The sequence below is a fragment of the Nonomuraea sp. NPDC050022 genome (genome assembly GCF_044460705.1).
In the GTDB taxonomy this organism is placed as follows: domain Bacteria; phylum Actinomycetota; class Actinomycetes; order Streptosporangiales; family Streptosporangiaceae; genus Nonomuraea.
This window is the reverse complement of sequence record NZ_JBITKE010000001.1, coordinates 603,711-623,570: the sequence shown is the minus strand read 5'-3', so window position 1 is coordinate 623,570 and position 19,860 is coordinate 603,711. Positions and strand designations below refer to the sequence as shown.

At 69.5% G+C, this 19,860-nt stretch carries 21 protein-coding genes; 11 read left to right on the top strand and 10 right to left on the bottom strand.

Annotation, left to right across the window (positions count from 1 at the left end):
• Window positions 1-53: 53 nt before the first annotated feature.
• Genes ACIBO2_RS02830 through ACIBO2_RS02810 form a run of 5 tightly spaced genes read right to left on the bottom strand, consistent with a single transcriptional unit; the run spans window position 54 to window position 4,520 of the window.
• Window positions 54-815, bottom strand: coding sequence for an IclR family transcriptional regulator (locus ACIBO2_RS02830; RefSeq protein WP_358547266.1), 762 nt, complete (start codon window positions 813-815; stop codon window positions 54-56).
• A gap of 33 nt (window positions 816-848) precedes the next feature.
• Window positions 849-1,433, bottom strand: a complete 585-nt coding sequence (locus tag ACIBO2_RS02825; protein ID WP_358547269.1) for a methyltransferase — start codon at window positions 1,431-1,433, stop codon at window positions 849-851.
• Between the two features lie 27 nt (window positions 1,434-1,460).
• A complete protein-coding gene (locus tag ACIBO2_RS02820) occupies window positions 1,461-2,453 on the bottom strand; it encodes a tripartite tricarboxylate transporter substrate binding protein (RefSeq protein WP_397295011.1) in 993 nt (330 codons plus the stop codon).
• A gap of 34 nt (window positions 2,454-2,487) precedes the next feature.
• Entirely contained in the window at window positions 2,488-3,987 is a 1,500-nt protein-coding gene (locus tag ACIBO2_RS02815; RefSeq protein WP_358547275.1) for a tripartite tricarboxylate transporter permease, read from the bottom strand.
• Complete coding sequence (locus tag ACIBO2_RS02810) at window positions 3,987-4,520, bottom strand: tripartite tricarboxylate transporter TctB family protein (protein ID WP_358547278.1); 534 nt, start codon at window positions 4,518-4,520, stop codon at window positions 3,987-3,989. The genes ACIBO2_RS02815 and ACIBO2_RS02810 overlap by 1 nt, the downstream gene beginning before the upstream one ends.
• A 251-nt stretch (window positions 4,521-4,771) precedes the next feature.
• On the opposite strand from ACIBO2_RS02810, the gene ACIBO2_RS02805 reads away from it, so the two are divergent.
• The 4 genes from ACIBO2_RS02805 to ACIBO2_RS02790 all read left to right on the top strand — a co-directional run bounded on the left by ACIBO2_RS02805 (window position 4,772) and on the right by ACIBO2_RS02790 (window position 9,978).
• Window positions 4,772-5,974, top strand: a complete 1,203-nt coding sequence (locus tag ACIBO2_RS02805; protein ID WP_358547281.1) for a hypothetical protein — start codon at window positions 4,772-4,774, stop codon at window positions 5,972-5,974.
• A 242-nt stretch (window positions 5,975-6,216) separates the two neighbouring features.
• Window positions 6,217-7,254, top strand: a complete 1,038-nt coding sequence (locus tag ACIBO2_RS02800; protein ID WP_358547284.1) for an ABC transporter substrate-binding protein — start codon at window positions 6,217-6,219, stop codon at window positions 7,252-7,254.
• Window positions 7,251-8,888 carry a sugar ABC transporter ATP-binding protein gene (locus ACIBO2_RS02795; protein ID WP_358547287.1) on the top strand — a complete coding sequence of 546 codons (1,638 nt, stop codon included), beginning with the start codon at window positions 7,251-7,253 and terminating at the stop codon, window positions 8,886-8,888. The genes ACIBO2_RS02800 and ACIBO2_RS02795 overlap by 4 nt, the downstream gene beginning before the upstream one ends.
• Window positions 8,881-9,978 carry an ABC transporter permease gene (locus tag ACIBO2_RS02790; RefSeq protein WP_358547290.1) on the top strand — a complete coding sequence of 366 codons (1,098 nt, stop codon included), beginning with the start codon at window positions 8,881-8,883 and terminating at the stop codon, window positions 9,976-9,978. Before ACIBO2_RS02795 ends, ACIBO2_RS02790 begins: the two co-directional genes overlap by 8 nt.
• A 74-nt stretch (window positions 9,979-10,052) precedes the next feature.
• Here ACIBO2_RS02790 and ACIBO2_RS02785 read toward each other — a convergent pair whose 3' ends face one another.
• On the bottom strand, window positions 10,053-11,006 hold the full coding sequence (locus tag ACIBO2_RS02785; protein WP_397295007.1) for a zinc-binding dehydrogenase: 954 nt from the start codon (window positions 11,004-11,006) through the stop codon (window positions 10,053-10,055).
• 347 nt (window positions 11,007-11,353) lie between these two features.
• On the opposite strand from ACIBO2_RS02785, the gene ACIBO2_RS02780 reads away from it, so the two are divergent.
• A complete protein-coding gene (locus tag ACIBO2_RS02780; protein ID WP_357943094.1) occupies window positions 11,354-11,437 on the top strand; it encodes a putative leader peptide in 84 nt (27 codons plus the stop codon).
• Between the two features lie 94 nt (window positions 11,438-11,531).
• Window positions 11,532-12,821 (top strand): dicarboxylate/amino acid:cation symporter, encoded by a 1,290-nt coding sequence (locus ACIBO2_RS02775; protein ID WP_397295005.1) that lies wholly within the window; start codon window positions 11,532-11,534, stop codon window positions 12,819-12,821.
• 48 nt (window positions 12,822-12,869) lie between these two features.
• On the opposite strand, the gene ACIBO2_RS02770 is transcribed toward ACIBO2_RS02775, so the two are convergent.
• Window positions 12,870-13,469 (bottom strand): TetR/AcrR family transcriptional regulator, encoded by a 600-nt coding sequence (locus tag ACIBO2_RS02770; protein ID WP_397295003.1) that lies wholly within the window; start codon window positions 13,467-13,469, stop codon window positions 12,870-12,872.
• A 68-nt stretch (window positions 13,470-13,537) separates the two neighbouring features.
• Between ACIBO2_RS02770 and ACIBO2_RS02765 the strand changes: the two genes are divergently transcribed.
• Window positions 13,538-14,464 (top strand): NAD-dependent epimerase/dehydratase family protein, encoded by a 927-nt coding sequence (locus tag ACIBO2_RS02765; protein ID WP_358547302.1) that lies wholly within the window; start codon window positions 13,538-13,540, stop codon window positions 14,462-14,464.
• A gap of 10 nt (window positions 14,465-14,474) precedes the next feature.
• On the opposite strand, the gene ACIBO2_RS02760 is transcribed toward ACIBO2_RS02765, so the two are convergent.
• Window positions 14,475-14,813 (bottom strand): hypothetical protein, encoded by a 339-nt coding sequence (locus ACIBO2_RS02760; protein ID WP_397295001.1) that lies wholly within the window; start codon window positions 14,811-14,813, stop codon window positions 14,475-14,477.
• Between the two features lie 85 nt (window positions 14,814-14,898).
• Complete coding sequence (locus ACIBO2_RS02755; protein ID WP_358547308.1) at window positions 14,899-15,303, bottom strand: hypothetical protein; 405 nt, start codon at window positions 15,301-15,303, stop codon at window positions 14,899-14,901.
• Window positions 15,304-15,511: 208 nt separating this feature from the next.
• Here ACIBO2_RS02755 and ACIBO2_RS02750 point away from each other — a divergent pair, with 208 nt between their 5' ends.
• The 3 genes from ACIBO2_RS02750 (at window position 15,512) to ACIBO2_RS02740 (ending at window position 18,284) form a co-directional block, all read left to right on the top strand.
• Window positions 15,512-16,762 (top strand): sensor histidine kinase, encoded by a 1,251-nt coding sequence (locus ACIBO2_RS02750; protein WP_358547311.1) that lies wholly within the window; start codon window positions 15,512-15,514, stop codon window positions 16,760-16,762.
• Window positions 16,747-17,394, top strand: coding sequence for a response regulator transcription factor (locus ACIBO2_RS02745; RefSeq protein WP_358547314.1), 648 nt, complete (start codon window positions 16,747-16,749; stop codon window positions 17,392-17,394). The genes ACIBO2_RS02750 and ACIBO2_RS02745 overlap by 16 nt, the downstream gene beginning before the upstream one ends.
• A gap of 116 nt (window positions 17,395-17,510) precedes the next feature.
• Window positions 17,511-18,284 carry an SDR family oxidoreductase gene (locus ACIBO2_RS02740; protein ID WP_358547317.1) on the top strand — a complete coding sequence of 258 codons (774 nt, stop codon included), beginning with the start codon at window positions 17,511-17,513 and terminating at the stop codon, window positions 18,282-18,284.
• A gap of 97 nt (window positions 18,285-18,381) precedes the next feature.
• Here ACIBO2_RS02740 and ACIBO2_RS02735 read toward each other — a convergent pair whose 3' ends face one another.
• Window positions 18,382-19,053, bottom strand: a complete 672-nt coding sequence (locus ACIBO2_RS02735; RefSeq protein ID WP_358547320.1) for a hypothetical protein — start codon at window positions 19,051-19,053, stop codon at window positions 18,382-18,384.
• Between the two features lie 92 nt (window positions 19,054-19,145).
• Between ACIBO2_RS02735 and ACIBO2_RS02730 the strand changes: the two genes are divergently transcribed.
• Entirely contained in the window at window positions 19,146-19,772 is a 627-nt protein-coding gene (locus ACIBO2_RS02730; RefSeq protein ID WP_358547322.1) for a TetR/AcrR family transcriptional regulator C-terminal domain-containing protein, read from the top strand.
• The last annotated feature ends 88 nt before the right edge of the window (window positions 19,773-19,860 follow it).

Genomic DNA, 19,860 nt, shown 5'->3' with positions numbered 1-19,860 from the left:
TTGCTCAAGAAGTGGAGAGGTTAACGACTGGAGGGGTTAACGAAAGGAGATCGTCAGAGGTCACGCGCGCGGCCGAGCGCGGCGGCGGCGCGGAGCAGTTCGGGCACGATGCTCAGCATTTCGCTCTCGGGGTGGCGTTCGGCGGGGCCGGAGATGCCCACCGTGGCCATGACCTGGCCGTCCGGGCGCGGCACGGGTGCGCTCACGCCCGACGAGCCCACCACGCGCTCGTCGGCGGAGACGTGGTAGCCGCGCTCCCTGATCAGCGCCAGCTCGGCACGCAGGTCCGCCTCGCTCACGGGCTTGCCGCCCGCGGTGCTCAGGTCGCGTACCGCTGACATCAGGGCCTCGAGCTCTTCCTCGGGCATGGCCGCCGCGAGCACCTTGCCCGCGCCGAGATGCAGCGGGAGCCGCTGGCCGATGGGTAGCTGGTAGCGCAGCGGATCGGCGCCGTCGACCCGGGCGATGACGATGCGCTCCAGGCCCGATCTGATGTGCAGGGTCGCGGTCAGGCCGGTGGTGGCGGCCAGTTCCTGCAGCACCGGGGTGGCGGCGCGGCTCAGGCTGTCGGTGACGAGGAAGCTGTGGGCAGCGGCGAGCGTGGCCGGGCCGAGGTGGTAAGCCTGCTGCTCGGCGACCACGAACCCGCGCCGCTGAAGCACCCCGAGCAGGCGCAGCGTGGTGGCCGGGGACAGACCGGCCCGCCGCGCGATGTCCGAGAGCCGCATCGGCTTGTCGCTCTGCTCCAGCACCTCGATCACGTCGAACGCGCGCTCGACCGAGCGCATGGACGGCTGTGGCTGCCCGGCGGCCATCGGTGGGACTCCCTCGTCCTAGGAGAACGGTTGTCACGTGGATTCAAGGATGGCAGCCCGTTTGCCCTCCTCAAGGCTGAAGACCGCCTCCGCCGCCTGCGCGACCCGCTCGGCCTCGGCGAGCGGAACCACCACCACGCCGTCGGCGTCCCCGAGGATCAGGTCTCCGGGTGCGACGGCGACGCCGCCGACCGCGATCGTACGGCCGAGATGACCAGGTCCGTTCTTGTACGGCCCCGCGGGCGTCACCGCTCGGGCGAAGACCGGCATGCCCATCTCGCCGAGCCCTTCGGCGTCCCTGACGGCTCCGTCGATGACGAATCCGGCCACGCCGCTGTTCTTGGCCCGCTGGCCGATCAGCTCGCCGATCAGCGCCCTGGACTCGTCGCCACCGCCGTTGACCACGATGACGTCGCCCGCCCCGACGACCTCGAGCGCCTGGTGGATGAGCGCGTTGTCACCCGACCGGGTCCATACGGTGAAGGCGTACCCGGCCACGCGGGCGCCGGGCCAGACCGGGCGGATCCGGGAGTCGAGGATGCCGAGGCGCTCCATCGCATCGCCGATGTTGGCGGTGGGCAGGGCGGCGAGCCTGCTCAGCACGGAGGGTTCACTCATGTTCGTTGCCTCTCAGCCTTTTTCGAATCAGCCTTTGTCATTACGGACCAGGGGAAGGGTCTGCTTGATGGTGGTTTCCTGCTCGGTCCAGTACGTGGCGTACTCCTGACCGGACTTGTAGACGGTGCCCAGGCCGAGATCCTTCATCTTGGCGACGACCGCCGGATCCTCGATGGCCTTCTTCAGCGCCGCCTCGATCTTGGTACGCACCTCGGCGGGCACCCCCGCCGGAGCCGCGTAGCCGCGGGCGGTCGCCTGCTCGACCTGGTACCCCTGCTCGGCGAAAGTGGGCACATCCGGCAGGAACGGACTGCGCTGCCCCGACATGACGCCGAGCACCTTGATCTTGCCCTGGGCGACGAGGGGCTTGACGTCGCTGACGTTGCCGACGTACGCGCCGACGTGCTTGCCCAGGAAGGCGGCGATGGCCGACGCGGCGCCCTCCGAGAAGTGCACGGGCGCGAACTGCGCCTCTGTCTTCTGCTGGATGTCGGCCAGCGCGAAGTGCTCGCCGGTCTGCACGCCCGTGGTGGTGACGGTGATGCTCTTCGGCTTGGCCTTGACCGCTTCGATCAGGTCCTTCAGGGTCTTGTACGGGCTGCCGGGGTCGACCCCGACGAGCATCGGGTCGAGGACCTGCATGCCGAGCGGCTGGAAGCTCTGCCGCGTGTAGGTGGCGCCCCGGCTCGGGTCGAGGGGTGAGACGACGATGGACGGCGAGCCGGTGGCGCCGATGGTGTAGCCGTCCGCCTTGGCCTTGCTGAGCGCGGTGTAGCCGATCTGGCCGCCGGCGCCCGGCCGGTTGAGCACCTCGACGTTCGTACCCAGTTCCTTCTCCAGCATGGGCGCGACCACGCGGGCCGCCGCGTCGACGGCCGCGCCGGGCGCGAAGGAGACGATCAGGGTGATCGGCTTCCCCTTGCGCGGCCAGGCGCCCGCGGCCCCGCCGGCCTGCTGGGCACCGCACGCGGCGAGCGCTGTCGTCACGGCTACGGCCATGACTGCGATCTTGAGTCTCACGATGGCTCCTCTTTCTCGGGGGGTGACGTTCTGGTCAGGCTTCGGGATCTTCGGTCAGCGCGGCGGGCTTGCGCAGTCGCAGCAGCGGGCTCGCCGCGATGACCAGCGCGACCACCAGCAACACGACGCTGATCGGACGGGTGAGGAAGACGGTGAAATCGCCCTGGGACAGCTCCAGCGATTCGCGCAGGGAACGTTCCATGAGCGGCCCGAGCACGAGGGTCAGCACCAGGGGCGCGAGGGGGATGTCCAGGCGGCGCAGCGCGAGGCCGAGCAGCCCGAAGGCGACCATCACGAAGACGTCGAAGACGGTGAAGTTGATCGTGTACGCGCCCACCACCATGAAGGTGAGGATCATCGCGGTCAGCACCGGATACGGGATGCGCAGGATGGACGTCCACACCCCGACCAGCGGCACGTTCAGCACCAGCAGGATGACGTTGCCGACGAACAGGCTGGCGATGATCCCCCAGGCGACGTCCGCGTGCTCGGCGAACAACGTGGGACCCGGCGTCAGCCCTTGCTGCAGGAAGGCGCCCATGAGCACGGCGATCGTCGGCGAGGCCGGGATGCCGAGCGTGAACAGCGGCACGAGCGCGCCGTTCGCGTGCGCGTTGTTCGCCGTCTCCGGGCCGGCGACGCCCTCCACCGCGCCCGATCCCAGCTCGGCGCGGTGCCTGCCGAACTTCCGCTCCGCGCCGTAGGCGAGCAGCGAGGAGACCGAGCCGGTCATCCCCGGGATCAGCCCGAGCGCGAACCCGATGCCGGTGCCTCTGGCGATCGCCGGCACGCTGCGCCGCAGGTCCGTACGGCCGGGCAGGAGCGCCCGCAGCCCTGGCGCCACCGCCTTGGCGGTGCCGCCCTTGGCCGCGCCGAGGATCTCCGACAGCCCGAAGAGGCCGATGATGACGGCGACGAAGTTGATGCCGTCGAGCAGCCGATCGCTGCCGAAGGTGAACCTGGGCGCCCCGCCCACGGGGTCGATGCCGACCATGGAGATGAGCAGGCCGAGCACGCCGGAGATGAGCGCCTTGGTCATGGAGCGGCCCGCGAGCGCGACAAGCAGCGAGATGCCGAGCACCATGAGCGCGAAGAACTCCGGCGGCCCGATCCGCAGGCCCAGGTCGCCGAGCGGCTTGGCCGCGACGACGAGCCCCGCCGTGGCGACGGTGCCGCCCACGAACGAGCCGAGCGCGGCGATGGTGAGCGCGACTCCCGCGCGGCCCTGCCTGGTCATGGCGTAGCCGTCGATCGTGGTGATCGCGGAGGCGGCCTCGCCCGGTGTGTTGAGCAGGACGCTGGTGATCGTGCCGCCGTACTGGGTGCCGTAGAAGATGGCGGCCAGCATGATGATGGCGCTGGTCGGGTCCAGGTTGAGGGTGAGCGGGATGAGCAGCGCCACCCCGGCGACGGGGCCGATGCCGGGCAGGACCCCGATCAGGGTGCCGAGTGTGCAGCCGATGAAGGCGTACAGGAGGTTCTGCGGCGACAGAGCCGTCGACAGACCGCCGAGCAGGTCGGACAGGACGTCCATCACAGACCCCATCCGGCGAGGAACGGGATCGCCGACGGCGGCAACTGCACCATCAGGCCGTGCTCGAAGCCGTAGAAGACGCCCGCGCTGCCCACCAGGGCGAGCACCAGCGACAGCGCCCAGCTTCGTCCCGCCCGCCATTTGAGGTGGAACATAAGGAACAGGAACATGCTGATCTGGTAGCCGAGCAGGTCCATGACCGCCGCCAGGACCACGAGGCTGACCAGCACGGCGACGGCGTGCGGGACGTCGGTCCGGTCACCCGGCGCGGCGTCGGCGCGCCCCGCGCGGATCGACTGGAAGAACCACGCGACACTCAGCGCCCCGAGCGCCACACCCAGCACGAACGGGAAGAACCCCGCCCCGGGGCCGAACGAGGACCACAGACCCAGGCTCAGCGACTCGATCGCGACATAGACCGAGAGGGCCACGAGGGCGGCCTGCGCCCCCGTTCTCAGCCGGGCGTCAGCGGACGGCGCCGCTGGTTCCGGATGGTCGGGAGGGTGCTGGGCGAGCGCGGGTTCGTGGCTCATGGGGGTGTGGCCGCCTTCCAATGCTTTTCACTGTGTGAAAAGGCTTTTCATTTCCCGACAAGCGTGCTGGGTGGCGGGATGGCATGTCAAGGGTTGCGCGGAGGTTTCCGGCTTTGGACCACCATGTGACATCACCCGCAAGGGCGGCCATCCGCCCAGGTCAACCGGCTGATCTACCGATTCAGGATTAACGAGACAGCCCAGGGAAACGGACAATAGAGACAAATCACTCGGACGCTGAAGGAACGCCAATGGCTGACATCGATGTTCCGATCTGGGCCGCCCGCCTGAGGGTCCTGCGCCGTGGACGGCTGTGGAGCCGCGACGAGCTCGGGAGACGGCTGGCCGACACGGCGGACGAGACGACGCGTGATCAGCTGCCCGCACCGGAGGCGCTCAGCTCGATGATCCGGCTGTGGGAGACCGGAGAGCGGCGGCTCGACGAGTCGCACGCGGAGCTGCTCTGCCGGGCGTTCGGCGTGGACGAGGCGGACCTGTTCGTCGGGGACGCGGCCGGCACCACACGGTGGCACTACGTCACGAACATCCCGCTCCAGTCGGGGATGTTCAGTGCCGAGGAGGAGGAGCGTACCGGCCGGGCGATCGAGGCGCCCCAGCGCGCCGATGACGGGACGGTCCGTTACTTCAGGACCCTCCTCGACGCCTACTCCCGGACCGACCTCCGCCCCGCCGACCTGATCAACGCGCTGCGGCCGGTCTTCGCCGGGATCGAGGAGTTCCACCGCGACGCCAGTACGCCGATCAGGCGGGCCTTCCTGGCGCTCGCCGCGGAGAACGCCGAGCTGATCAGCCGCATGCACCACGAGGCCGGCGACCCCGACGGGGCGCTGACCTGGTCGGACGAGGCCATCCGCGACGCCCGTGAAACGGCGGACGCGCTGCTGGAGGCGTACACGCTGGCCCAGCGGGGCGGCCTTTCCGACACCACCGGCGATCCCGGCCGGCTTGTGGACCTGGCCATCGCGGCCCGCGAACGCGCCGAACTTCCGCCGCGGATGGACGCCTTGTGCCGACATCACGAAGCGCAGGGCCACGCCCTGGCCGGCGACGTGGACATGTGCCATCGCCGCCTGGAGGAGTCGGCGCAGTCGCTGGAGGAACCGGGCGAGGACCCGCCCTACCGATTCGACTGCTCGGCCGAGGCGCACAACGCGCTGTGCGCCGGGTGCCTCATCGACCTCGGTCAGGCCGGTGGCGCGATCGAGATCCTGGAGCTGGGACCGCCGAAGGCGCAGCCGACGTACGCCGTCGCCTACGCCCTGGCCCGCATGGCCCACGCCTACGCCGACGCCCATGACAGGGAGCGCTCGGCCGAGGCGGCCCGTCAGGCACTCGCCCTGGCCAGGCGGAGCGGCGCGTCGCGCGCCCTGCGCGAACTCGCCAGGGTCCAGCGCCCTCGCCAGTACGCGGGGCACCGACGCATCCTGCTCTAGTCGCTCTAGTCGCTGTGGCCGCTCAGCCGCCATCGCCGTGGTCGCTCAACCGCCGCCGTAGTCGCTCCATGACCGCCGCCATTGGTCGCTCAGCGGGGCGGTGGTTGGCGGATGCGAGTAATGAGTTCTTTTCTCTTTACTAGTTTCGAACCAGTGAATTCCCAGGCTTTGCTGGAAGGGTGTTCTCGGGGGCGCGACGACCGAGAGCGACTGCCGCCTGAGACACCTTTCAGGGGGCCGTCATGGCTAGTTCTCGAATCGTTTTCTCGCTCTCACTGGTCGCGGCGATCGCGCTGGTGGCGCTGGTACTCGGAGTGGTGGGAGGCCGGGCGACGAGCACGGCCGGACACGCCGCGGGCGGCGGCGCGGGCGGGCTGGCGAGCGGCAAGAAGATCGATGTGATCATCAAGGCGAGCGATTCCTCGTTCTGGCAGACGATGATCGCCGGGGCCAAGCAGTCGGGCGGGGATTTCGGGCTCAATGTGAGCACGTTCGGCCCGACCTCCGAGACGAACATCGACCAACAGGTACAACTGGTCGAGAACTCCATCTCCCGGGGCGTTGACGGGCTGGTCATCGCGCCTAATTCCTCCAGCGCCCTGAACTCGGCGATCGACCGGGCGCGCAAGGCGGGGCTCAAGGTCATCACCGTGGACAGCCGCGTGACCACCCCCTCGGAAGGGTTCATCGGCACCGACAACGTCAAGGCCGGGACCCAGGCGGGCAAGCGCATGTGCGAACTGCTCAAGGCGCAGAACAAGACGAGCGGCACCGTCATGATCGAGTCCTCGGTGGCCGGCATCCAGTCACTCGTCGATCGGGACGCCGGATTCAAGCAGGGCATCACGAACAACTGCCCGCAGGTCAAGGTGGGGCTGCAGCGCTTCAACAACAACGACATCAACACCGCGGCGTCGCAGGTCAACGACGCGCTGACCGCCAACCCGAACCTGGCGGGGGTCTTCGCCGACAACAACACCTCAGGTGTCGGCGCGGCTCGGGCGATCCAGGACAACCACGCCGCCGCGACCGTCCCCGTCGTGGCCTTCGACTCCGACCCGCAGGAGAACGCCGCGCTCGCCGCCGGCACGATCGACGCGCTGGTGGTGCAGAACCCGTACTTCTTCGGCTACCAGGGTGTCCTGGCGGCCGGGATGGCCACGGTCAACCGCATCCCGCCGCGTGACATCGACCCCGGAGCGGTCGTGGCCGACAAGGGCAACATGACGGCGCCGGATGTGAAGCAACTGCTCCACCCGCCGACGATGAAGGCGGAATGATGACCGCGCCGGTCGTCGAGCTGCACGGCGTCTCCAAGGCGTTCGGCCCCGTCCAGGCTCTCAGCGACGTCTCGCTCCGCTTGGTCCCCGGCCAGGTGAACTGCCTGGCCGGGGAGAACGGCGCGGGGAAGTCGACCCTGATCCGGGTGCTGACGGGTGCGCTGCGCCGCGACAGCGGCAGCTACGAGATCGACGGCCGCCCGGTCACCGCGCCGACCCCGGCATCGGTACGCGCGGCCGGCGTCCAGGCCGTCTACCAGGAGCTCAGCCTGCTCCCCCACCTGTCGGTCGCGGAGAACCTGTTCATGGGCCGCCTTCCGGCACGGACCGGGATCATCGCCAGGAACCAGCTGGAGACCCGCGCCAGGAAGGCCCTCGACGAGGTCGGCCTGACGGAGCTCAGCCCGCACGCGATCGTGGAGCGCCTTCCGGCGGCCACCCGCCAGCTCGTGGAGATCGCCAAGGTGCTGACCGCGGACTCCGTCAAGGTGATCGTCTTCGACGAGCCGACCACGGCGCTCACCGAGGCGGAGTCGGAGCGCCTTCTCCAGCACATCCTGCGGCTGCGCGAGCGCGGCATAGCGATGCTGTACGTGACGCACCGGCTGGAGGAGATGTTCGAGATCGGCGACTGGGTGACCGTCCTGCGGGACGGGGGCCTGTCCGAGGCCGGGCCGATCAGCGGGTACGACGAGGACCGGCTGATCACCGCGATGGTCGGCCGGGAGATCAGCTCGCTCTATCCGGAGACCCACCGGCACGCGGGGACGCCCGCGCTGCGGGTCCGGGGCCTGCGCCGGTTCGACCGCTCGCCGAGCATCGACCTGCACGTCGGGGAGGGCGAGATCCTCGGCATCGGCGGGCTGCTGGGGGCGGGACGGAGCGGGCTGCTGCTGTCCATCTTCGGCGCCGCTCCCATCGTGGCCGGTGAGGTGGAGGTCAGGGGCAAGTCGGTGAAACCGTCCGGGCCGCGCACGATGATGAACGCCGGGGTAGGGCTCCTCACCGAGGACCGCAAGGTGCTGGGGCTGCTGCCGGAGCTGTCGATCCGGGAGAACGTCACCATCGCGAGCCTGCGCAGCGGCTCTCGCCGAGGGCTCCTGCCCGGCCGCGAACAGACCGAGGAGGCGGACCGGCTGCTCGACAGCCTGCGGCTGCGCGCCGGTTCGTACGACCAGCCGGTGTCGACGCTGTCCGGCGGCAACCAGCAGAAGGTCCTGCTCGCCCGGTGGCTGCTCACCAAGCCGAAGGTACTGATGTTCGACGAGCCCACGAAGGGCATCGACGTCGGGGCCAAGGGCGAGCTCTACAACGTCATCGGTGACTTGGCGGGCGACGGGCTGGGGATCATCGTGGTCTCGTCGTACCTGCCGGAGCTGCTGGGGCTCGCCGATCGCATCCTCGTGCTGCGGGACGGCGCGGTCGCGGGCGAACTTCCCGGAACCGCCACTGAGGAGGACGTCCTCCGTCTGGCCAGCGGCGCCGGGGGCACCGACCTCCCGGACGCCGAGCTCCCGGACGGTGAGCTCCCGGACGGTGAGCTCCAGAGCGGTGAGCTCCAGAGCGGTGAGCTTCCGAAGAGCGAGCTCCAGAGCGGCGGAGATGACCCAGGAGGGGTGAGCCGAGATGCCTAAGCTGGTCTGGCGCGAGCCGATCGAGACCACGACGATCACCAACAGGCCGCCCGGCGGTGCGACGGACGACGCGGCGGCGCTGGAGACGGTGCCGCAACCCAGGCAGGCGCCCGAGCCGACGGCCGAGCCGAAGCGGCGGGTCGTCACGCTGGGCGACATCGCCGGACGGGAGAGCGGCGGGCTCGTCGTCCTGCTCGTGGCGATCGGCGCCCTCACGCTCGCCAGCGACGAGTTCCTCACCGGCAACAACCTGGCCAACCTCGCCCGTCAGGTCGCCATCTTCGGGATCATCGCGATCGGCCAGCTCCTGGTCATCCTGACCGCCGGGATCGACCTGTCGGTCGGCTCCATCCTCGGCCTGTCCGGCGCCTCCACGGCGCAGTTCCTGGTCGCCGGTGTGCCGATCCTGCCGTCGATCCTGCTCGGCGTGGGCATCGGCACGGTGCTCGGGATCGTCAACGGCCTGCTGGTGACCAAGGCCCTGCTGCCGCCGTTCATCGCGACGCTGGGCATGCTCGGCATCGCCCGCGGCCTGGTCCTGGTCACCACGGACGCCCAGACCATTCAGGGTGTGCCGGACGCGTTCCAGACCATCGCCAACGGCACGATCCTGGGGATCCCCAACCTGCTCATCATCGCCGCCGTGGTCACCGCCGTGATGTGGTTCGTCCTCGCCCGGACGGTCTTCGGCCGCTACATCTACGCCGTCGGCTCCAACCCCGAATCGGCCCGCCTCGCGGGCGTCCCCGTCCGCCTGGTGACGATCTCCGTCTACATGATCTCGGGCCTGCTCGCCGGCCTCGGCGGGGTGCTGCTCGCCTCCCGTCTGGGAGCGGGCATCCCCACCGCCGGCACCGGTTTCGAGCTCAACGCGATCGCCGCCTGCGTCATCGGCGGCGCCAGCCTCTTCGGCGCGAAGGGCAGCGCGATCGGCGCCGCCACCGGCGCACTGATCATGGGCGTACTCAACAACGGCGGCAACCTCCTGGCGATCAACGCCTTCTACCTGCAGATCGCCATCGGCGTGCTCATCCTCGTCGCGGTGGGGTTCGACCAGCTGAACACCAGGCGATCGGCCGCCGGCGGTTGACCCCGCCCAGAGGGCCAGCTGTCACCAACCCTTCTGTTCTATGTCCGGGACGCTCACCACAACCGAGAAACCTGTCAGGTCAGCAGGAGGGTCTTGCCCAGGGTGTCGCGGTTCTCGAGGGCGGCGTGCGCTTCGGCGGCGTGTTCCAGCGGGAACGTCTGGCCGATGAGCGGACGGATCCGGCCGGCTACCGCCTCCTTCAGCACCCGTCCCACCCACGTCCTTCGATGTGGCTGGCCCTCGACAAGCTGCTCCATGCCGATCGCGGTCACCCCGCGTCGCGCCGCCTCGTCACGGTCGATCTCGGTGAACCCGCCGCCACCGGAGAATCCGTAGTTGGAGTACGTGCCGCCCGGCTCCACCAGGTCGAAGACGGCCCGGCCGAGCTCCCCGCCGACGCCGTCGAAGACCACGTCCACCCTGCCGACCTGGTCGAGCCAACCGGGCGTACTGTAGTCGACCACCACGTCGGCGCCGAGCTCCTTGACGGCCTTGAGCTTGCGGGAGCCACGGGCGGCGCCGATGACACGGGCGCCGGCGGCGTGGGCGAGCTGCACCAGCCCGCTGCCCAGGCCGCCGGCGGCGGGTTGGACGAACACGGTCGCGCCGGGCCGCAGGTCGACCCGGTCGAAGAGGGCCATCGCCGTGGAGCCGTCGTGGAGCAACGCCAACGCTTCCCGCGTCCCCAAGCCATCTGGGATCGGGATGAGGCTCTCCGGCGCTGTGGTGATCTGCTCGGCGTACCCGCCGTTCTCGACGTCGGCGAGGACCCGCCGGCCGATCCACTCCCGATCGACGCCCTCGCCGACCGCGCTGACCCGCCCCGCCGAGCCGACGCCTGGCACGTAGGGCAGTTGCACCGGGAAGATGTCACCGGCCTGCCCGCCGCGGATCACCGTGTCGATCGACAGGACTCCGGCGGCCTCGACGTCGACGACGACCTGGCCTGGCCCGGGGGCCGGGTCCGGCACGGTCGTGATCTGAAGGACCTCCGGGCCGCCGAACTCCGCCACTCGTACAACTCGCACAGCTGCTCACTTTCCTCGCTTGACGACTACGAGGCCCAGTCTGGAACCTCAACTTCGGTAGAGGTCAAGCGCGGCCATTCACCGCTGACCGATCAGGGCCGCTACGCGTGGAGGTCGGCGAGGCGTTGCGCGGCGAGGGGGATCGCGCCGAGCAGGCCCGCGTCGTCGCCGAACTGGCGGGGACGGCGCGGGCTGCCCCGAAGGTTCCCTCCCCCAGCGCGGCCACGTTCGTGTTCCGTTCCACGCGTGACGCATCCCCTGACATCTGGTCGGGAAAGGCTTGATTTGTGAGATAGATCGCTCGTAGAGTCGGAATAGTGTCCCGTTAACTACGGTTAAGTGGTGCTGTGAGGTTCATCGTCCTGTCTGTGTGGCTTGTTGAGCGGCTGCACATCGATCTCTGTCGTCTGACCGGCTCCCTCTGTCGCTGACCGCGCTCTGACGAGCGCTGGATCCCCCGACCCCTCACCCGCCCCCCTTTCGCGTGCCTTCTTAGGCATGCCGTCTTTCGGAGCCTTCCTCATCGTGAAGAGATTCTCTTTTTCCCTGCAGTTGCTGCTGGGCCTGGTCGTGGGCGTGGCCCTCGGCTTCGCCGCCCGTATCTGGGACCTCGCCTGGCTGGCCACCACGCTCACCGAAGTCGGAAAACTCTTTGTTCAGCTGCTGAAGCTGGCAGTGCCGCCGCTGGTGTTCACCGCCGTGGTGGTCAGCGTCGCCAACCTCCGCAACGTCAACGGCGCGGCCCGGCTGGCGGGCAAGACGCTGTTCTGGTTCCTGGCCACCGCGCTGATCGCCGTCATCATCGGCATCGGCCTCGGTCTGATCATCAACCCGGGCCAGGGCATCACCCTGAACACGGCGGGCGCGAAGGCGCCCGAGAACGTCGGCACCTGGGTCGACTTCCTCACCGGCATCATCCCGACGAATATCGTGACGGCGTTCACCGAGCTCAACGTCCTCCAGATCGTCTTCCTGGGGATCGTCCTCGGCGCGGCGGCCATCGCGATCGGCGAGAAGGCCGAGCCGTTCCTCACCTTCAGCCGTTCCATCCTCGAACTGGTCCAGAAGGCGCTGTGGTGGGTCATCCGCCTGGCCCCCATCGGGACCGCCGGTCTGATCGGCAAGTCGGTCGCCACGTACGGCTGGGACCTGATCGCGCCGCTGGCCAAGTTCAGTCTCGGCGTCTACGTCGGCTGCTTCATCGTCCTGCTGGCCGTCTACCCGACGCTGCTCGCGGTGGTCGGCAAGGTCAACCCCATCACGTTCTTCCGCAACGCGTGGCCCGCGATCGAGCTGGCCTTCGTCTCCCGCTCCTCGGTCGGCACGCTGCCACTGACGCAGAAGGTCACCATCGAGCGCCTGGGCGTCGACCGCGACTACGCCTCCTTCGCCGTGCCGTTCGGCGCGACCACCAAGATGGACGGCTGCGCCTCGATCTACCCGGCGCTGGCGGCGATCTTCGTGGCGCAGGTGTTCAACGTCCCGCTGGGGATCGGCGAGTACCTGTTGATCGCGTTCGTCTCCGTGGTCGGCTCGGCCGCGACGGCCGGTCTGACCGGCGCGATCGTCATGCTCACGCTGACGCTGAGCACCCTTGGCCTGCCGCTTGAGGGCGTCGGCCTGCTGCTGGCCATCGACCCGATCCTCGACATGATCCGCACCGCGACCAACGTAGCGGGACAGATGGTGGTGCCGGTCCTCGTCGCTCGCGGCGAGGGTCGTCTCGACGAGGCGGTGCTCAACGCTCCCCCGCAGTCGCTCGACGAGGCTCCGGTGAGCGCGCCGCGCTCCTCGGGCGAACCGGCGATCGCCTGACCTCATGAAAAGACCGGGCGGCCCCCGCACAGGGGCCGCCCGGTTTTGCTATTCGGCGGCGCGCAGTCCGCGCATCATGGTGTCGAAGGCGTCGTCCCAGTGGCGGCGTGCCTCGTCGGTGCCACCAAGGGCGCCGCGCAGGTCGAGGCTGCACAGCCCGTGCGCGAGCGCGTTGATCCGCACGGCGAGGGCATAAGGCTCACCGGGCGCGAATTCGCCTTCCTGTACGCAGCGGGCCACGGCGGCGACGAGAGTGTCGAAGGTCGGCTGGATCAGCGCGGCCGTGGCGGCGTCGGGCTGGAAGGCGGGGATCGGCCGGCCGAACATGAGCTCGTACAGGTGCGGGTTGGCCAGGGCGTTGGTCCGGTAGGCGTGGCCGAGTGCGAGCAGGTCGGCGACCGGGTCGCTGGTACGAGGGACGGCGGCGAAGGCCTCGGCGAGGCGCTCGAAGCCGGCCAGGAACATCTCACGGACGAGGCCGGCCTTGTCACCGAAGAGCTGGTAGACGGCCGTGGTGGACACGCCTGTCTCCTGTACGACCCGGCGGGTGGTCAGCGCGGCCGGGCCCTCTGCGGCCAGGAGCCGGCCGCCGGCGTCGACGAGTTCGTGCCGAAGCTCGCCGTAGTCACGATTTCTCGGTCTTGCCATGGGAGCGAGATTAGCATAACGTTGTTACATAACAACGGTTTGAAACCAGCTTCCGGGGGACTCTTACTATGTCTGACCTGCACGTTGTCCTTGGTGCCACCGGCGGGGTCGGCTCGGCCGTCGTCGCCGAACTCACCGCCCGCGGCCACCGGGTCCGCGCCGTCAGCCGGGGCGCCGCCTCCGGCCGAGACGGCCTCCGGGCCGACGTCACCACCACCGAGGGCGCCCTCGCCGCCTGCCAGGGCGCCGCGGTCGTCTACCAGTGCGCGCAGCCGAAGTACGAGCGCTGGGCCGAGGAGTTCCCCGGCCTCATCCGTACGATCCTGACCGGAGTGGAGGCCGCCGGGGCGAAGCTGGTCATGGCCGACAACTTGTACGTCTACGGACCCGTCGACGGCCACATGACCGAAGACCTCCCGCACGCCGCCATCACCCGCAAGGGCCGGGCCCGCGCCGAGGTCGACGAGTTGATCCTCGACGCCCACCGGTCCGGGCGGGTCCGCGCGACCATGGGGCGCGCCTCCGACTACTACGGCCCCGGAGGCGTCAACACCACCTACGGCCCGACCATCTTCGCCGCCGCCCTGGCCGGCAAGACCGCCCGCTGGGTCGGCGACCTCGACCAGCCGCACACTGTCGCGTACCTGCCGGACATCGCCGCCGGGCTGGTCACCCTCGGCGAGCGCGCCGACGCTGACGGCCGCTCCTGGCACCTGCCCGCCGCCGAGGCGATCACCGGCCGCCAGTTCCTCGACCTCGTGCGTGCCGCGGTGGGAGGCGAGCTGAAGACCGCCGGGCTGGGCCGGGGTATGCAGCGCCTCATCGGCCTGTTCAACCCCACCGTGCGCGAACTCGGCGAAACCTGGTATCAGCGCGACCGCCCGTTCATCGCCGACGACTCGGCCTTCCGTAAAGCGTTCGGACCGGTCGAGGTCACCCCGCACGCCGAGGGCATCGCCGCGACGCTCGACTGGTTTCGCCACAACGCCGGCTGATGATCGCTACTCAATACGTACAGGCCGGCGCGATGCCCGGCTGGATGATGACGCCTGCCGACCGGCGAAATTCGGCAGGCACGCTCCCGCGGCCGACACACAGCACTTTCTGGGTGCCCGATAGGTTGACCAGGACGGCCTGACAGCCGGGCAGCGGCTCGTTGACGAATGCGTCGATCTCGTACTGCTGCACTGGATACTGCCGCGGACTCTGGCAGGTGGGGTACGCGATGGTGACGGCGGCTGTGCCGCTGATCAAGGTCAGCCGCCCGGTGGCCGCGTTCGCCGCACCCGCGGTGCCCACCACTGCCACGCAGGCCAATGCCGACGCGGCGAGAAATGCCTTCACTGTCGATTTCATGGGCCAAGTGTCAATCGCGGTTGGCCGCCGATCCAGGGCATTGACCGGACATCAGCAATGCCCGGCCAGACGATCATCCGGAGAAGGCGGCGCGCAGTCGGGACCCGTTGACGATGAAGGCGACCGCGGCGAGGGCGAGCGCGCAGGTGGCCTGCAGCATGGCGAACCACACCGTGGTGACACCGGGGATCAGGTCGACGCCGATGATCGCGAGCGGCATGATGATCGAGATGATGCGTACGCGGAGAAAGGCCCCTCGCGCTCCCCGTGCGGCGAGGCCGGTCAGCCAGTAGGTCACCGCCGCGCTCGCGAGTACTCCGGCTGATCGGCCCCACATGAACGAGGTCACCGTGTGTCCGGTGATCGCGAGGATGGCGACCGTGATGAGGACCGCGGCGCTGAGCGCTCCATAGGCCGCGATGAAGATCTTCGCCTTGCCGAAGGCTCGCTGGGTGGCTTGATGGTTGGTGGTTTCCATGTCTCTTCTTCCCTCGTGTCGTCTGGAGTGGTGTCGACGTTAGGGAGCGCATGAGTGGCGCGGTATCGGCCTGGACGTACAGGTGAGTGGGGCTAGACCCACTCCACAGCCGATCTGGTGGGGACCAGGGGCGGGTGCGGTGCACAGTGGAGGCACCAAGCCGTACTGGCCGGATCGGCGCAGGGTCATGAAGTGAGAAGGAAGAATCATGCGACAGTGGATGGCGAGCGCCGGTGTGGGGTTCGGGCGAGCGTGCGTCGTGGTGGTCGTCGCCATGCTGGTGCCGGCCGTGTGGGGCGCTGCCGTCGCGCTGTGGTTCTGGTGGTGGGGCGGAAACCCGTGGTCGGGGATAGCGCCGTTCATATGGGCGTGTATCGGCACGCTCGCCCTGTCCCGCCCGGTGTGCCGAATGGTCCGCTCCCTGGTCGCGAAGTGGACGGGCACTGTCATTCCCGCCGGATATCGGCAGACCGGACCGGTGACGCAGATGGCGACCGGGCACTGGTGGAACGGCTACTCCTACGAGCGCACCAGCCGGGACGCCCGCATGGATCTGCAGTGGCGAACCCGGTGGCGCGATCCCGCGGTCTGGCGTGACCTGCGGTTCACGGCGATCGTACCGATCACCGCGGGATTGATCTGCGCGATTCCGCCGGCTGGCTTCGCGGCGGCGGTCCTCGGGTTGTCCCAGCCGACGCTCTCCGCGCGCCTGGTCGGGGTGCTCGGCCTGGCCGTGGCGATCGGCGGCGCCCCGTACGCCTGGCGGTCCGTCGAGCCGGTAGCCGTCCGCTTCCTGCGCGCCTCACCCGCGACGGACCTGGCGGACCGGGTGGACGAGCTGACGGCCCAGCGCGCGGACATCACGATCGCGCAGGCCGCCGAGATCCGCCGGATCGAGCGGGACCTGCACGACGGAGCGCAGGCCCGCCTGGTCGCGCTCGGGCTCTCCCTGGCGACCGCGGAGAAGCTGATGGAAACCAACCCCGACCAGGCCAAGGCCCTGATGCGGGAAGCACGGGTCGGCGCCGCCACGTCACTGACCGAGCTCCGCGACCTGGTCAAGGGAATCAACCCGCCGGTGCTGAACGAGCGCGGACTCGTCGACGCCGTACGCGCTCTCGCCCTGGACAGCCCCCTCGAAGCGACGGTCAGCACCGACCTTCAGCTACGCCTGGACCCGCCGATCGAGTCCGCCGTGTACTTCGGAGTCGCCGAACTGCTGACCAACGCCGTCAAACACGCCCATGCGACCCGGGCGCGCATCTCGATCGCCAGGGATGGCACCGGCATCGTCGTTGACGTCGAAGACAACGGCCGAGGCGGGGCCGGCATGTCAGCCGACGGTGGACTCGCGGGGCTCCGCCGCCGCCTCGCGGCCTTCGACGGCACTCTGCGGATCACCAGCCCGGTGGGCGGTCCGACCTGTGTGAGGATGGTGGTGCCATGCGAATCGTTGTAGCCGAAGACCTCTACCTCCTGCGCGATGGGATGGTCCGCCTCATCGAGGCGTACGGACACCAGGTCGTGGCGACGGCGACCACCGGGCCCGAGACGCTCGACGCGCTGCTGAAGTGGCGGCCTGATGTGTCCGTCGTCGACGTCCGCATGCCGCCGACGCAGTCGGACGAGGGCCTGCGGGCGGCGCTCGCCGCCCGTCGCGAACTGCCCGGACTGCCGATCCTGATCCTCTCTCAGCACGTCGAACAGCTGTACGCTCGCGAACTCCTGGCCGACGGCGCCGGAGGCATCGGCTATCTCCTGAAAGACAGCGTGTTCGACGCCGACCAGTTCATCGACGCTCTGCACCGAGTCGCCGATGGCGGGACCGCCATGGACCCGGCCGTGATCTCCAAGCTGCTGTCCAGCGGGTCCTCGACCCGGCGGCTCGGCGGACTCACCGAACGCGAACACTCCGTGCTCGGCCTCATGGCCGAAGGGCTGTCCAATCAGGCGATCGGCCAGCGGCTCTTCCTCAGTGAAAGCGCCATCAGCAAGTACACGACCTCCATGTTCGGCAAGCTCGGCATCGCCGATGACGACGGCAGCAATCGCCGCGTCCTCGCCGTCCTCACTTACCTCAACGAGCCCTGACTTTCGGCCTCGCCTCGCACAGTGACTCGCACAGTGACTCGCACGGTGGCTCACGCGATGGCTCGCACGGTGAAGAGGGCGCGGTGCAGCATGCCCCGCACCCGCCTGATACGCCAATGCGCGGTTTGCGAGAGAAGACGTTCATCGTGGCCGGCGGGGCGACCGGCATCGGCGCTGGTACCGCGGTCAGGCTCGCCGAGGAGGGCGCCAACGTCGTCGTCGGCGACATCAACCTGCCCGGGGCGGAGTCCACCGCCGCCAAGATCACCGAGGCGGGCGGCTCGGCGATCGCGGTGCACTTCGACCTCGCCGACGAGCCGTCCATCAACGCGATGGTGGCCAGGACGATGGAAGCGTTCGGCGCGGTGCACGGCCTGTTCAATGTCGGCGCGGATCTCTCGCCGGGCAATCTCGGGCGTGACAAGTCGCTGCTCGACACCGATCTCGACGTGGGGGAGCGCACCATGGACGTCAACGTGGTCGGCTACGTACGGACCGTCCGCGCCGTCCTGCCCCACCTGCTCGCGAACGGCGGGGGCAGCATCGTCAACACGTCCTCGGGCACTGCCGTGAGCGGCGGCGACCGCAAGCGCCCCGCCTACGCGGCCTCGAAGTCGGCCATCAACGCGCTCACGCGTCACATCGCCGGGAACTGGGGCTCCGCGGGCGTGCGCTGCAACGGGGTGATGCCCGGCCTCGTCATGGGCGAGACGCAGAAGGAACAGAACGACGTCCAGCTGCAGAAGATGTTCCTGGAGATGGTCCCCACGACCCGCCTGGGCCGCCCGAGCGACCTGGCCGCCACCGTGGCCTTCCTGCTGTCGGACGACGCCGAGTGGATCAACGGCCAGGTGTGGGCCGTCGACGGCGGCGCCAACATGCGCGCCTGAACCGCCGTATTTCGCGCCCGACCCACCCCCTGCGGAGCCGAAGGGCGCGCCCGAACCACCGCCCGTGGAGTTGCGGCCAAGCGGTGGAGCCCAAGTCCTAACCCACCTGAGCGAGACGTCGCATCAGACGGCGGGCCGCCCAGATGAGGACCGCGAGCGCGAAGCCGTACACGGCGACCAGACCGTGGCCGTTGTCCTGCAGAAACCACATGAACAGCCCGAGCACCGGGACGCCGACCGCCAAGACCCGCTGCTTCACAGCCCTGGTGAGGGTCAGCAAGGCCAGGGCCAGGGACGCCCCGAGGAAGTAGGTGGCGCCCGAGCTGCCGGCGAAGTTACGGGGATCGGTGCTGGGACCGCCCATGCCGAGCAGGGCGTCGATGCGTTCCGGGAGGAGGACGCCGGCCAGGAAGAGGATGGCGCTCGTCCACGTGCCCCAGAGCCACTGGGCGAGCGCCGCCACGATGGCGAGGGTGGCGATGTTCCAGACGGCGCCGCCGACGCCGCCGTTCTGCAGGAAGACCGACGTGAACACCCGCCACCAGCCGCTCTTGGCGGGGTCGTGATCCAGCGCGGCCATGGCTCCCGGCCAGGACAACTGCAGCACGACTCCCGCCACGGCCAGCGTCGTCAGCACCACGGCGACCCACGGGACGGGACGCCCGCGCACCATGTCACGCACCGGCCCGCCCCCGAGCGCGCCGAGCCCGCAGTTGATCATCATCACCATCAACGCGGCCGTGGTGGCGAAGAACAGCAGCCCGTCCAAGGTGACCCACCTTTTCTAACAGTGTTTGAAACCGTACGGCTCACGCTAGCACACGATTCAAACACCGTTTGAAAACGGGATACGGTAGGCCCATGAAGCTCACGAAGGAGCGGATCGTCGAGGCCGCGATCGACGCGTTCGCCGAGGTCGGCTACCACGGCCTGTCCATGCGCCAGGTGGCCGAACGGCTCGGCGCGCACGCGGGCAGCCTGTACTACCACGTGCGCAACAAGAAGGACCTGCTGGCGTTGGTGGCCGACCGCGTCTGCGGGCAGGCCTACGACGCGGGCACCGCCGCCCTGACCGCGCTCCCGCCCGGCGCCACCTGGCAGGACGAGATCCAGGCCCAGGCCGGCGCGCTGCGCCACGTCATCCTGCGCCACCCCAGCGGCGCGATCCTGCTGGCCGACAGCCCCAAGATGCTCAGCCCCGGCGCCCTGTCCCTCATGGAACGCCTCCTTTCCACCCTGGAGGGGGCGGGCGTACCCGCCGGGCCCCGCATCGTCGCCGCCGACACCCTCCTCAGCCACGTCACGGGGTTCGTCCTGCAGGAGCAGGGCACTCCTCCGGTACGGGACCTCACCCCGGACGCCTACGCCGCCCTGCTCGAACGCTTCCCGCGCGTCTTCCAGGAGGCGCCCGGGATGAGCCAGGACGAGAAGTTCCTGCGGAGCGTCCGCCTTCTGTGCACGGCCTTCGAGTCCCTCATCGAGAAGTGACACGGCGAAAGCCACCGACGCGACTCGCACCCCGGCGGCCTAAGCGTCCGCGTCCCACGGCTCGGCGGCCCAATCGTCCGCGGCCCGC